At 68.3% G+C, this 13,616-nt stretch carries 8 protein-coding genes and 2 pseudogenes; 5 read left to right on the top strand and 5 right to left on the bottom strand.

Going from position 1 to position 13,616, the window contains the following annotated elements; all coding sequences use genetic code 11:
- Positions 1-418 precede the first annotated feature (418 nt).
- The 3 genes and pseudogenes from AB0G13_RS07720 to AB0G13_RS07710 form a co-directional block, all read right to left on the bottom strand.
- Positions 419-886, bottom strand: coding sequence for a hypothetical protein (locus AB0G13_RS07720; RefSeq protein WP_357870422.1), 468 nt, complete (start codon positions 884-886; stop codon positions 419-421).
- 1,581 nt (positions 887-2,467) lie between these two features.
- A pseudogene (locus tag AB0G13_RS07715) lies at positions 2,468-3,266 on the bottom strand (IS5 family transposase).
- 88 nt (positions 3,267-3,354) lie between these two features.
- The gene (locus AB0G13_RS07710; protein WP_357870419.1) at positions 3,355-3,837 is read right to left on the bottom strand and encodes a hypothetical protein; all 483 of its coding nucleotides are present in this window, start codon (positions 3,835-3,837) and stop codon (positions 3,355-3,357) included.
- A gap of 518 nt (positions 3,838-4,355) precedes the next feature.
- Here AB0G13_RS07710 and AB0G13_RS07705 point away from each other — a divergent pair.
- Together AB0G13_RS07705 and AB0G13_RS07700 are read left to right on the top strand one after the other, a co-directional pair.
- A pseudogene (locus tag AB0G13_RS07705) lies at positions 4,356-4,628 on the top strand (transposase); the annotation flags it as partial.
- A gap of 586 nt (positions 4,629-5,214) precedes the next feature.
- On the top strand, positions 5,215-5,619 hold the full coding sequence (locus AB0G13_RS07700) for a hypothetical protein (protein WP_357870416.1): 405 nt from the start codon (positions 5,215-5,217) through the stop codon (positions 5,617-5,619).
- 97 nt (positions 5,620-5,716) lie between these two features.
- Here AB0G13_RS07700 and AB0G13_RS07695 read toward each other — a convergent pair whose 3' ends face one another.
- Positions 5,717-6,355 (bottom strand): class I SAM-dependent methyltransferase, encoded by a 639-nt coding sequence (locus AB0G13_RS07695; protein ID WP_357870413.1) that lies wholly within the window; start codon positions 6,353-6,355, stop codon positions 5,717-5,719.
- Positions 6,356-6,614: 259 nt separating this feature from the next.
- On the opposite strand from AB0G13_RS07695, the gene AB0G13_RS07690 reads away from it, so the two are divergent.
- The 3 genes from AB0G13_RS07690 to AB0G13_RS07680 all read left to right on the top strand — a co-directional run bounded on the left by AB0G13_RS07690 (position 6,615) and on the right by AB0G13_RS07680 (position 12,544).
- Complete coding sequence (locus AB0G13_RS07690; protein ID WP_357870410.1) at positions 6,615-7,514, top strand: aminoglycoside phosphotransferase family protein; 900 nt, start codon at positions 6,615-6,617, stop codon at positions 7,512-7,514.
- A gap of 195 nt (positions 7,515-7,709) precedes the next feature.
- Entirely contained in the window at positions 7,710-7,853 is a 144-nt protein-coding gene (locus tag AB0G13_RS07685; RefSeq protein WP_357870407.1) for a hypothetical protein, read from the top strand.
- A 386-nt stretch (positions 7,854-8,239) separates the two neighbouring features.
- The gene (locus AB0G13_RS07680) at positions 8,240-12,544 is read left to right on the top strand and encodes a LamG-like jellyroll fold domain-containing protein (protein ID WP_357870404.1); all 4,305 of its coding nucleotides are present in this window, start codon (positions 8,240-8,242) and stop codon (positions 12,542-12,544) included.
- Positions 12,545-13,250: 706 nt separating this feature from the next.
- Here AB0G13_RS07680 and AB0G13_RS07675 read toward each other — a convergent pair.
- Positions 13,251-13,616, bottom strand: a 366-nt coding sequence (locus AB0G13_RS07675) for an FG-GAP-like repeat-containing protein (protein ID WP_357870402.1), incomplete at its 5' end; no start/stop codon positions are given.

The raw sequence follows: 13,616 nt of genomic DNA, 5'->3' as shown, positions 1-13,616 counted from the left end.
GCCGGCAGCCGGCCTCGCCGCGCCCGAGCAGCGCGGCGCAGGGAGGGCGCGTGCCGGGTCCGCGCGGCAAGCCCCAAGCATGGGGGTGGTGTCCGTGCGGCGGGCATGCCGGTCGCCCAGGAGCCGGCTCCGCAGCCGCTCAGGGTCAGGTCAACCGCTCACCTGGGAGGGGGAGGGGTGCCGCCGGTGGCCAGCTCCGACCCCGGGAGCCGGGTCCGTGCCGGGCGAGGTTAGGTCAACTGCGCCACTGTGGCGGTGTCCGCCGAGGGCGCGGTCCGTGACACGAGAGCCGACACCGACGCAGGCTGTTCCGGCAGCGTCCGTACGTGCGTCAAGGCCCGCTTGACGTGGCGGGCCGGGCGGCGGCCCGCTCCCCAGGAGGGCGGGTCGACGGCAGACAGGGATGGCTAGAGGAGCCTTACGGCTTTTGCTGAAGCAAAGCGAGCTCACGGGTGGGAAAGGGTGCCTCTATCCAGGACTTGTGGTATCCATCTTCGCCGTGTTCCTTAAGCACTGCCATCGCCATATCCTGAACTGCTTCGATGAAATGCGGTACTGAAACTTCCCCATCCCAGCACGGCACACCGCCCGCCCACCTGTTGTTGTCGGTGAAAAGGTCATCGAATCGGACGATTTCGACGTACATGGTGTTGTCGGCGACGCTGGAGAAGAACATTCGGTGCCCGTGGGGTTCGTCGAGAAAGTGAGTGAAAGTTGCGCTTGAGCCAAGCTTTAGATCCAAGGTAGCCGTCAGTAGGTCTTTGAGTGCATCGCCGACGTAGGAAGTTCGAAGGCGTAGCGTTTCCTCGCCCGATGTCCAGGTGAAGTACGCCCAACCGGGTCCTCCGAGCGCCCATTTCAGAGCGGGCGTGTGCAGTGCTGGCATCACTCGATCCTAGGACCCTGCTGAATGCCGCACGGTGGGGGCAGGTCGGATACGGCGTCCACACCTGAGATCCAAGCTACGTGGGTGACTATCTGGGTGACCACGGGTACGAGCGGGGCTGGGCGCTCACGGACTGCCGTGGACGGGATCCGCATGCATACGTCCGTACCGATGCAGGCCAGCCAGTCGTGATGGTTGCCTGGGGGTCAAGCGCGGCGGCCTCACTCATGTGAACTGCATGGTTCAGTCGCGGTCCCAGTCGGTCGAAGCGCTCAGCGTTGCCGGGACTTTGTCGACCAGCTCTCGCGGTCCCTCGATCAACCAGGTGCGTACACAGCAGCCGCAGCCGCCCTGCGAGACTGAGGTCAGCTCCTCCCGGTGGCTCGCAATCCAAGCTTCGGCCTCAGCAACCTCGCGTCCGTCATCAACGCGAGCCATCATGCTAAATCGAGACATGGTGACACCGTAGTGGCGGCCGGCGTCCTGCCCGGCCGGGTTGGGCCAGCTGTCGACAGCAACGATGACAGCAACGGGCTGGGACGCGGGCAGCCGCCGGCCGACGGGCGCGAACAGTCGTCCGAGGTCGCGGACACGGACGGACGCCGCCAGACGGAGCGCCCAGAACTTACAAGCGAGGGATCATCGCAGCTTCCTCGACTGACACTTGTAACTGTAAGGTCACCTCGTGTAACTGCCGCTAGGTTGGCGTGCAACGTCGAGGGAGTCCGGTGATGGGTTGGGTGCAGTGGCTGATCGCAGGAGGGCTGCTTCTCTTCGTCGGATGGGGTGTGGCCTTCTGGATCATGGAACGTCGTGCAGGTAGTCACAAGCTTCACTACTCGGATGGCTGTGCCAAGGCCCTCGTTGACGAGGCGTTGCGCGCTGACGGGTCTCGCAAGAGCATCTTTCCGCGGCGAGGGGATGGGGAGGTTGACGACCTGGAGCACCTTCTCGAACACCGGCGGGAGCGTGGGTGACTGAGTGACGATCGGGGCGCACACGGCTACACCCGTGGTCGGTGACGGACGCAGGTGTCCAGATGCGACGCAGGGACCTGGCGGGTCCGTGCATTCTGATCGTTGCCTGGGGTCAGGGATTCGGTGGGCCAAGATCATGCCGTATTCAGGCCGTCGGAGGGGAACCTGCACTGCCCACTGCTGACCATTAATGCCAGGCGTAACAGCAGCTCAGAAGCCAAGTCGTCTGATTTGGTCGACTACGCCCCCGCCGTTGATCAATACAACGCCAAGTGACGCTGTCAACTTTCCTGAGCTGGGCGAACACGGCTTCGACACCCCCGCTAGGCCGTCGGGGGCCGTCGGGCCGTGCCCAAAGGCGGTGTCGATCGCCCGACGGGTGCGGTCCTCGCTGGTCGGCAGCGGGTGGGTGTAGACCCGTAGCGTGAAGCCGGGGTCCCGCCCATTACCGGGCGCTGCGCGTCGGCAGGCCGATGGCCTGCGGCCACCCTTGACCCCGACCGGGCGCCGCAGTTCTTGGCACCTATCCGGGGATGGGGGAAGAGTGGCGTCTAGCCCGTCCACCTGACGCATACGGGGACGCGAGGCCCGACACTTACAACTCCTAACTCTTTGAGCGTTGGAGTCTGCGCCAGCAGATGATGGCGCAGGCGAGAGCAAGGAACGCTTCGTGGATGTCGTCGCGGATCTCCCAGCGGATGCGCAGGCGGCGGAACCAGTGCAGCAGGGCGATGGTCTGCTCGACGACCCACCGTCGGGCGCCGAGCCCGGAGCCGTGTCCGACGCCGCGTCGGGCGATGACCGGTGTGATGCCCTTGGCTCGCAGCTGGCGGCGGTAGCAGTCGTAGTCGTAGCCCCGGTCGGCGTAGATCCGTTCCGGTCGCTGTCGGGGCCGGCCGCGGATGCCCTTGATCCGGGGGATCTTGTCGACCAGGGGCATCAGCTGGGTGACGTCGTGACGGTTACCGCCGGTCAGGGCCGTGGCGAGGGGGATGCCGCCCGCGTCGGTGATGACGTGGTGTTTCGAGCCTGGCTTGCGGCGGTCGACCGGGCTCGGACCGGTTTTGGGCCGCCTTTGAGCGCCCGGACGTGGGAGCCGTCGATCACCGCCCGGGACATGTCGAGTTGTCTGTTGCCCGGAGTTTGCCCAGCAGGACCTCGTGTAGTTGCTGCCAGACGCCGGCGTCGTTCCAGTCCCGCAGCCTGCGCCAGCAGGTCATTCCCGACCCGAACCCCAGTTCCTGCGGCAGGTACTCCCACGGAATCGCGGTGTAGAGCACGAACAAGATCCCGCACAACACCTTACGGTCATCGAGGGGCTTGCGCCCGGGGTAGCGGTACCGCCGTGGCGGGCGGGATGGCAGCAGCGGCGCGATCTCGGCCCACAGGTCGTCAGAGACGATCCACGGCGGCTGCTCACCCTTCCTCACGTTCAGACAGAACGATCCTCACGTCCCGAGGACACGCCCACCGTCATTCCGTTAGGAGTTGTTAGGGCTTGGGCGCTACCCGGACGATGCTGCCGCCGCTGCTCGCCGTGTTGTCGTCGCCGACCACGGAGGTGACCAGGTTGTAGTAACCGGGCTTGGCGTCGGGACCGATCACGATGGTGCTGAGGGGTCGTTCGTCGGGCATGCCGGATGGTCGAACCGGTGTGGCCGTGAAGGTGACCAGCCCCGGCACGGTTGGGGTGCCTTCTGTCGCGGCCTTGACGTCGCCTACGGTGGCGAACGGACCCGTCAGGCGAGCGGTCAGCTCGACTTGCGGTGGGGTTCGGCCCGGCTCTTCCGGGGACTCGACAGTCCAGTGCAAGGTCAGGGTCTGGCCAGGCTGGTACAGCCTGTCGACGTCCGGGGCCTCACAGCAGGTGTAAATCACTGATGCGGTTGTCGCCGGGCCGGAGGGCTCGGTGGCGCAGGCCGCCAGGAGCGGCATGACGAGGCAGGTAAGCAGGCGGACCCGCGACACGCTCATGCGCAGGATCGTAGGCCTAGGTTTCCAGTCCCCCAGCCGCGCAATCGGCCCCGGACGCCGAGGAGGGGTGCGGTCCGCATCCAGTCCGCAAGAGGATGGCGAAAGGCGGCGGAGCAGTGTGAGATGTCGAGAGTCGTTTCCGCTGCTACGAGTCCGCCCGCGCAGCTCGCTAGGTTGCTCATCTTGATCTCATAATCCCTCGGTCGCAGGCTCCAGTCCCGCCGGCCCCACCTCGGAAACCCTCTGGTAGGACACAATCACCCCATGGACGACGGTTCCGGGGATTAGGCCGACGTACGGCGCAACGGGCCGTCCCGCTGGCTCCTGTGGCGGCCACGAGAGCCACGCTGGGTACCGCTCGCCGGTCCCACGGCTAGCCCGGGTGTTCCGTTGGCGCTTGACTACGTACTCATTCAAATCGTCGTTGCGACCTACGTGTCTGTCCAGTGGGTGGTCGTGGTGCTGATCGCGCCAGCGGTCTTCGCCGTTCGGACTTACGGGCCACTGGCGGGCCATAAGCCGCCCTGGCCGGCGCATCACCACTACCAGCCTCATCAGGCAACACCACCCGACACCGACTCAACCGCGGCGGCGACCGCCGCCTCAACCGAGCCCTCTACACCGTCGCCCTGGTCCGCATGGGCCACGACCCCCGCACCCGCGCCTACGTCACCCGCCGCACCGCCGAAGGACGCACCAAATGCGAGGTCATGCGCAACCTCAAGCGCTACCTCTGCCGGCAACTCTTCAGAACCCTGACCGCCGCCCACACCGCAGGAACCACCCCTTGACAGTTATAGAAGCATCTCAGTGACGGAAGCGCAGCAGCGAAGTAGCGAAGTACTGCACCCGCCTCATCCACAGGCAACCGAGCCAGACCGGGCCCTGCCGGTCGACCTGGCTCCACGAGGGACCGCAGCGCCCACCACACCCTGCGTGCCATAGCCCTCGGCCGGATGCGCTACGACGAACGCACTCGCGCCTACCTGCGACGACGTGTCTCCCGAGGCCTCGGCTAGCAGGAGCTACCGCGTTGCCTCAGGCGCTACATCGTCCGGGGCGTCCACACCGCCCTCCGCGCGGACTTCACCGCCCCTTGGCCACTTGATCTCCATCGGGGCATCTGGATGGCGAGCCGGGTTGCGGCTCTCAGGACAATGTTGGCATGAGTCAATTTACGAGGCGCGTGACCGGAGTTGTCGGGCAGGTCGGTCGCCCCCGCTGCCACCGCGTTCTTGGCGATCGTTTGCGCCGCTACTGGACGACCGTGGACGACTGTGGGCCCGGTGGGCGACGGTCGGGGTCGCTACACGTGTGGAATCAGCCTGGTGGCTCGTCTCGTCCTCCCCGTTGACGCCTCATACCCCGGGACTCTGAATGGAATCATCAGACATCTTGGCAATCGTAGCGATAGCGGCTGCGGTGCTGTCTGCGATCTACAGCTACCGCCTGTCGCGGCGGGCTCATCACATCTCTACCTACTACGGCGTCATCGGTCTCTTCAGGGAGCTGGACAAGATCTTCATAGAATATCCCGACATTCGGCCGTATTTCTATGACGGGAAGCCTCTCGATGTCGACGAGTCGAATCGCCACAGAGTCCGCGCTGCGGCGGAACTGGTCCTGGATACGTTCGAGTGGATCTGGCATCGGCGGAAGGACTTGAACGCCAAGGGCGAAGAGGGCTGGAGGGCGTACATCGTGGATACCTTTTCTTCCGGTCCGGCACTTCAGCAGCACTACGTGAGATCCGCGTCCTGGTATCCAGGGACACCCGTTTGATCGCTGATCATGCGATCGTCCTGAAGGCTGGACCGGTCGGCTCAGGCGATGTGAGCGTCGGTGAACGAGGCGGCCGGGGTCGTTTCGACGGTGCGCGTCAGGGAGTGTCCATCGAGGGGAGCGGCGAATGACGCTCACCCATGACCGCCGCGATCGCGGCGTACGGCCGGTGGGTGCCGTCGCTGGGCTGGTGCTGGCGCTCGACCTCCACGAAGCCAGCTTGCGTCAACCGAGCCGAGAGCGCGTCGACGGGCCAGCGATAGGCCGTCGCGACCTTGTGGTCGAAGGCGGCGACCTCGTCGCCGTCGAAGAAGCCGACCACCAGTCGGCCAGCCGGTGTCATCACTCGCCGGAACTCGGCCAGCACATCGTCGAGGTCCTGCGGTGGTAGGTGGATCAGCGAGAACCAGGCCAGGATGCCGGCGACGGAGTGGTTCTCGACGTCGAGGTCCCTCATCGACCCGAGCTGGTACCTCCCGTGCGGATGGGTTGACCTCGCATGGGCGATGAACTCGGGAACCATGTCGATTCCCATCGCATCGACGCCGAGCGAGCGAAGGTAGTCGGTGATGTGGCCGGGGCCGCAGCCCAGATCGAGCACGTTGCCGGGCTGATGAGACAGATGTCGCCCGATGAAGGCGAGGTCATCGACATGTACTTGCTGCCTCGTGCCGAACAGTTCGATGTAGAGGGCTGCGACGGAGGTGTACGCGTTCCGAACCTGCTTCAAGTCCACCGCGTGACTATATGAGTTCTCGGGCTGCCCAACTCACCCTGCCTGAGCTGCGCGTACAGCCTCGGTTCCTGCCAGGGTCGATGGAAGTTCTGGGTCGATACTCCGACCCGTCGGCCAGGCAGGTCATCGTCCGGGCTGAAAGCAGCTATAGGGTTTGCTCAGGTGGCGAGCCGTCGTTCAGATCCATACGTCAGTTTCCTTGTCGGACAGGGATGTCTCAGTGAGCGACACACCACACCTCGGTCCCGTGCCTCAACGCATGGCCGTCGACGCGGATCAGGTGCATCGGCTTGTTTCCGAACAGTTCCCTCAGTGGGCCAGCCTCCCGGTTCAGCCCGTGGCCAACGGTGGCTGGGACAACTGGACCTTTCACCTCGGTCCGCGGATGTCGGTGCGTCTGCCCAGCGCAGCCGAGTACGCGTTGGCGGTCGACAAGGAACACCGGTGGCTTCCGGTGCTCGCCCCTCGGCTCCCGCTGCCCATCCCCACCCCACTGGCGAGAGGTGAACCCGGCGCGGGCTACCCCTACTCGTGGTCGGTCTACCCATGGATCGACGGGGAGCCTGCGAGCGCGGACAGCATCGCCGACCCCGTCCGATTCGCGCGCGACCTGGCCGGGTTCCTGGCGGCCTTGCAGCGCGTCGACACCACTGGCGGTCCCCGCCCGGGAAAGCACAACTGGTTTCGAGGCGGCACGCTGCGCACCTACGAGGGGAAAGCCCAGCACGCGCTCACGGCACTCGACGGCCACGTCGACGTTGACCTGGCCCGCGAGATCTGGCGGAGCGCACAAGACGCACGCTGGGACGGCGTGATGAGTTGGTTCCACGGTGACGTCGCCCAAGGAAATCTCCTGCTCGTCGACGGGGAGTTGGCAGCCGTCATCGATTTCGGAACATGTGGCGTCGGCGATCCGGCGTGTGACCTGGCTGTCGCGTGGACCCTGCTGACCGCTGACGGCCGGCAGGCGTTCCGGGAGCGGCTGTCGGTCGATGAGGCGACATGGGCGCGCGGGCGTGGCTGGGCCCTCTGGAAGACGCTCGTCACCTGCGCCTCCACCCTGGGCGATGCCGGCGGGCCGGCCGCGAGCGGGCTGCGCATCCTCGGTGAGATCTTCTCTGAATACACGGCCGGCGCCGTCGCCGGGCCCAAGGCGTGAACAGCGGCCACGTCCGGCAAGCCCTCACCGAGCCATCGTCACAATGCCCAACTGGAGCACCAACAGCCGCATCGACTGCGGCGGTGCGTCGTCGCCGCTCGGCAGCAGGTGCGTCGGAACCCCCAGGTTGAACCAGAGCCGCGGCGTGGGGGCAAGGAATCGTCCTGGACATACGGGCACCGGCAGAATGACGGCGTGAAGACCGAGCCCGTCGCCACGGTCCGGATGGAGTTGGTGGACGACCTGGAGGGGCTGCCCGGCAGTTCCGGTGGCTGTCTTCTTGCGCTGAGCTTGGACGGTTCCGGCCTGCCTCTGTGCCGGAGACGTCTGGTGGGTTGAGGGCGAGGCGCTGTACGTCCGGCGAGGGGACGCGCCGGCTGTGGCCCATCGAGGTCGCCTCGAATGGCGTCGGAAGTGGTAGCGCGGGGGCCTGCGGCATCGCCGTGAGCGGGGACATCTTCATCTTCGACGCCCCGGCCCACGCCAGACCTCGACCTCTCGGATGCGGCTTCGTTTCTGCCATCCGTCGATCCGTCCGAGGCCGGGAGGTCTCCACAGGATCCGGGGCGGTTCACGCCGGGCGGCCGGCGCACGGGCCGATGGATCGTGACGCACCCTCGCGCAGGGGGCGGTCAGTCAAGGTGTTGACACCGGCGAGGAGGGTGCTCCAGAGTTACTGGACTAGTCCAGTATTTCGCACGGTACTCCACACGAAGGTGGATCGAATGGCCACAAGATCGAGATCGAGGGCCGCGCTGTCGCTGCTGACGGTGGTGACGTTGGCGGCCGGCCTGCTGGCGCAGGAATCCGAGGACGTCCAGGCGGCCGGCGTCCAGGCGGCCGGCGAGCGGGCGGCCGGCGAGCAGAAGGCTCGCAGCCAGTCCGGCCCCCGCGATGACCTGACCCTCCCCGACGGCTACGCCGATCGAGTGAACCACGCGCTGGACCAGGGAGCCGACCACTGGGGCGAGAAGTTGCTCGGCTTGCCCGACGGTCCGACCCTGGCCAACGTCAAGCCGCTGCTGGTGCCGGCCAACCACGGTGGCACGACGGACGCCGCCTCGCCCTGGTACTACCTGCCCTTCACCTATCCGGCGCCGGACCCCACCCGGTGGGCCGAGGAGCGGGACTTCTCGCTGCACGTCGCCGACGGCAGCGAGCTGATGTCGCAATGGTCGGACTCGCGGGCGACCCAGCGCGTCCGCTTCTTCGTCGGCGCAAACGGCGCCGAGCGCTACGGCCAGGCCGAGGCGAGATCGGGCGCCCCCCGCCTGACCGGCGGATACCTGCCGATCCTCGCCAACTCGTACCGTGACGCCGCCGGGGTCCGCTACGAGCGCGAGTCGTTCGTCACCGAGCTCACCCCGGGTGGCCCGGCAGTCAGCATGCTTCGCTTCGTCGTCAGCGGGCCGGCGAAGGCGCGCCCGCGGCTGCGGCTGAACGTGAGCCGCGACAAGGTGGCGGACGTCGTCGCCACGCCCGGACGGCTGACCCTCGACGGGAAGACCGTGGTCGCGTACAGCGGCGCGGCGACCTGGTCCGCGTCCGACCTGAGCTTCACGCCCGACCTGAGCCGCGGGAAGGCCGAGTTCTATCTGGTCGTGCCGAACGAGCCGGCTGAACTGCCCGCCGACCGCCCGTCGGCCAAGCTCTACGACGCCGCGAAGTCCCGCACCGGCGCCTACTGGACGGCGCAGCTCAACGCCGGCGCCAAGGTCCGGCTCCCGGAGCGGTACGCCGCGGACGCCATGCGCAGCACGCTGCTGAACAACCTGGTGATGGGCTTCAACCTGACCGTCGGAAACGGCTACGAGTCGCTGGACAAGTCCTTCGCCTGGGTGCCGGAGATCGCGGCGACCGTCACCTCGCTCGGGGACTTCGGCTACCAGGACAAGGCGCGCGCGAACCTCACCGAGATGCTGCGACGCGGCCAGGGCAGCTTCTTCGTGTCCTGGGAGCGCGGAATCAAGCTGCAGACGGTGGCGACGTACTACCTGCAGAGCAACGACGGGTCGTTGCTGCTGGAGACCCTGCCGACGTTCCGTGACTGGCTCGCCGACTTCAAGCGGCAACGCGGCGCGGACCCGAACGGTCTGCTGGCCAAGACCCGCTACGCCTCCGACATTCCGGAGCCGGTCTACGGCCTGCACCACCAGTCCGAGGTCTGGCGCGGTCTGCGCGACGTCGGTGTCGCGTTGCGGCTGATGGGCCGTGCCGACGAGGCGAAGCCGTTCCTCGACGAGGCGGCCGGCCTGCGCGCGTCACTGCTGGGCGCGGTGGAGAAGTCGAAGACGGTGCTGCCGGACGGTTCGGTGTTCGTGCCGATCGCGCTGCTGGATCCGGCGTCGTCGAAGCCGTACGACAAGGTCACCACCGACTTCCTCGGCAGCTACTGGAACCTGATCATGCCGTACGCACTCGCGACCGGGCTGTTCGAGCCGGGCAGCGCGACGGCGACCGGACTACGGGACTACCTCTACAAGCACGGGTCGCTGTTCCTCGGCCTCACCAGGTTCAACCTGTCGACCGCCGATCCCGGTGTCTGCCAGAACATCCGGCACAACCAGTGGCCGGCAGCGCCTGGATACAAGTCCAGCGGCATCGACCAGCAGTACGGCTACTCGCTGATGCGGTTCCTGGCCGACAACGCCGAGTCCGACCGCCTCGACCTGAGCTTCTACGGGATGCTCGCGCACAACTTCACGCCGCACACCTTCGTCGGCGGCGAGGGCGCCACGATCTCGCCGTGCCCGCAGTTCGGTGAGTACTACCGGTCGCAGTACTGGCCGCCGCTGTCGCCGAACAACGCCACCTACCTGGAGGCGGTGCGCGGCCTGCTGGTCAGCGAGGACCTGAACGCCGACGGCGTACCGACCCGACTGCACCTGGCGCCGGCCACGCCGCGGCCCTGGCTCGCGGACGGGGAGCGCATCGAGGTCGCCGACCTGCCGACGTCCTTCGGCCCCGTCGGGTTCGCCTCCTCGTCGGAGCTGACGGACGGCCGGCTGACCGTGCGGGTCGACCCACCGCGCGCGGCCACCGGACGGGCGCCGCTGACGGACGTGGTGCTGCACCTGCGTGCGCCGCGCGGCCACCGGCTGACCGGGGTCACCGTCGACGGCCGACCGGTGACGTTCGACGCCGAGCGCGAGCTGGTCGACCTCGGCCGGCCGACGACGGCGGTCACGGTCCGGGCGACCTACCAGGCGGTGAAGGTGGCCGACGCGCCGAGCGCGGAGGCCACGAAGGTGACGACCCCGCGCACGTTGCTGGAACCGGGTGAGACGTTTGCGCTGGACCTGGAGGTCGAGGCGCTCGGGCAGGGCACGGTCGGCGGCACCGTCGAGGTCGGCGTTCCGGCCGGGTGGACGGCGCGCGACCCGAAGCTGCCGTTCCGCGTGAGCAGCAACCAGAAACTGGCCTGGTCCGAGCTCGCGACCTCGGTCCGGATCCCCAACGATGCGGCGCCCGGGAGCTACCGGATCGACGTGGTCACCCACCCGTCCGGTGGTACGGCGCGGACCACCACCTTGTCGGTCCGGGTCGCCCAACCGGATCCGGCGGACTACGCCGCGCTGGTGAAGCGGGACGCGCCGGTGGGCTACTGGCGGCTCGGCGACGCCCAGGGCCAGCCGGTGGCCGACGCCTCCGGCAACGGAAACGCCGGTGCCTACCGTGGCAGCGTCGGCCGGTCCCAGCCAGGGGCGATCGCCGACTCCGCCGACACCGCGGTCCGGCTGGACGACGGCTACGCCGAGATTCCGGACAGCGCCTCGCTCAGCGTCACCGGTGCCTACACGCTGGAGGCGTGGGTCAAGGACGCGGCGGGTGGACCGCAGGGCATCATCGAGAAGTACGACGGCGGCGACTGCCTGCCGTCGCGCAACGGCTACGCCCTGCGCCTGGTCAACGGCAACAAGCTGCAGGCGCTCACGATCGCCGACGAGGCGCAGTCCGGCGCGGCCAGCCCCCGCAGCGTCCAGCAGGCGCGATGGCACCACGTGGTGGCAGCGTACGACGGGACGACGCTGCGGACCTACCTCGACGGGCAGCTGCAGACGTCCACCCCGGTGGCCAAGGCGCCGACCGACGGCAGGGGCAGCCTCAAGCTGGGCGCCCGCGGAGACGACGCGGCGGACCGCTTCTTCGGTGACCTCGACGAGGTCGCGATCTACCACAAGGCCCTGACTCCGGGGCAGATCGACTCGCACTACGTCAAGGGTGTGCTCGGCAACCCCGGCCCGTCGCCCAGTGCGCAGCGCTCCGGTGGGAGCGCCGTGCAGGGCAGCTCAGCGCCGGCTCCGGCAGTCTCGGCAGCCGGGCAGACGTCGACGAGCAGGCAGCAGGCGGCCGCCGCCCAGTCCTCCTACGCGGCGCAGGTGCTGGCCGACAAGCCGGTCGGCTACTGGCGACTGGGTGAGCGATCCGGCACGAGCGCCGAGGACTCCTCCGGCACCGGCAACCGTGGCGCGTACGCGGACGCAGTGGCACTGGGCCGCCCGGGCGCGCTGACGGGCGATCCGGACACCGCCGCCGAGCTGACCGGCGGCCACGTCGCCGTACCGGACTCGGCCTCGGTGAGCGTCAGTGGCTCGTTCACCCTCGAGGCGTGGGTGAATCTCAATGACGTCTGCGGTCAGTACGGCGTGGTCGAGAAGTACGACGCGCCCGCCTACAACGGCTACGCGCTGCGCGTCCTGCCCGGAGGCAAGATCAGCGCCCTCACGTTGGGCGCAGCCGGGCAGCTGGCGTCGGTCGAAGGGCAGACGGTGGTCACGCCGGACAAGTGGCATCACGTGGCCGTGGTCTACGACGGATCGACCCTGACGGTCTACCTCGACGGACGACCCGACGGCTCGGCCGCCACGAAGGTGAGCCCGACCGACGGGGCCGGAAGCCTCAAGCTGGGGGCCCGTGGTGACGACGCCGGTGCCAGGCTCGCCGGGCTGCTCGACGAGGTTGCCGTCTACGACCATGCCCTCACCGCCGACGAGGTCGCGCGACACCACTCGGCCGGCACGACGGGCTGACCCCCGACGCCACGTGTGAGGCGTGGCGCGGGCATGAGGGCGGCCACCGCACGATCATCGACGGTCCGTGAGGACCACCGGAGATCGTGCGGTGGCCGCGGCGTAGACCGTGGCCGGTGGCACGTCATCCGCGACAAGGTGGCGTGTCGCCGGCCGTCTCGTGCGCGTGGAGCCGGGCCGCACCGCGACGGCGTCCGTGCGGGGCTGCTGTCGACGGTGGAGCGCACGACGTGTTGGTCCCTGGTCGACCGCCGGCTCCACCCACCCGAGACGACCTGGTGCGCCCGGCCGGCCCCGAGGCGCGGAGCGGCCGGCGTCCACGACGGGTCGACCGCGGCCAGGGAACCGGCCCGGCGATATCACTGCGGCGCTGGCCCGCGGTGTCCCCGCACAGGGGATGACCGGCGACGACGTCCACGCGCCGGGGCTGGGCCCCGGGCCGGCAGGAGCGTCGCGGCCCGGGTCGGCTCAGTGCGGGCGGCTGCGGCCGGCGTCATACCGTCGACGCCGGCCGCACCGAACTGAACGAAGATCGACTGGGCGGGTGGCGGCCCCCGTGCGAGTCGACGACCTCGCCGCCTCACCGCTGAGGGGTAGCCGCGCGGCTGCGGACCCGGCGGCGCGCAGGGACCGGCACCCGAGCTCACCGGACCCACGTAGCCGCGCCGAGCAGCGCCCTGCTTGTGGTGCTGGATCCGAGCCCGGGTCAGATGAAGATCGTGCGGGCCGGGTCGAGGAAGTCGGTCGCGATGACCTGGGCGGCGCCGTACGGCATGGTGTCGAAGCCCTTGTAGTTGTGCCAGGCCTTGATCTGCCCGTCGGTCTGGATCAGCGCGATCTCGGAGCGGCCGTCGTCGTTGAGATCCATGAACCGCACCCTCGCGGGGTCGGTGAACCCGGCCGCGATGACGACGGTGTAGCCGTACGGCGAGGCGGCGAAGCCGAGGTCGTTGTGCCAGGCCTTGATCTGGCCGTCGGTCTGGATGAGGGCGATCTCGGACCGGCCGTCATCGTCCAGGTCGGTGAACACGGTCCGGGCCGGGTCGGTGAATCCGGTCGCGATGACGACGGA

The sequence above is a fragment of the Micromonospora sp. NPDC023633 genome, from assembly GCF_040640035.1.
In the GTDB taxonomy this organism is placed as follows: domain Bacteria; phylum Actinomycetota; class Actinomycetes; order Mycobacteriales; family Micromonosporaceae; genus Micromonospora.
The sequence above is the reverse complement of the archived record's forward strand: the minus strand, read 5'-3'. Positions and strand labels throughout refer to the sequence as shown.

Excerpts from the sequence above, each read along its gene's own strand:
- AB0G13_RS07720 (WP_357870422.1), bottom strand. The coding sequence starts at position 886 with ATGCCAGCACTGCACACGCCCGCTCTGAAATGGGCGCTCGGAGGACCC.
- AB0G13_RS07710 (WP_357870419.1), bottom strand. The coding sequence starts at position 3,837 with ATGAGCGTGTCGCGGGTCCGCCTGCTTACCTGCCTCGTCATGCCGCTC.
- AB0G13_RS07700 (WP_357870416.1), top strand. The coding sequence starts at position 5,215 with ATGGAATCATCAGACATCTTGGCAATCGTAGCGATAGCGGCTGCGGTG.
- AB0G13_RS07690 (WP_357870410.1), top strand. The coding sequence starts at position 6,615 with ATGGCCGTCGACGCGGATCAGGTGCATCGGCTTGTTTCCGAACAGTTC.
- AB0G13_RS07680 (WP_357870404.1), top strand. The coding sequence starts at position 8,240 with ATGGCCACAAGATCGAGATCGAGGGCCGCGCTGTCGCTGCTGACGGTG.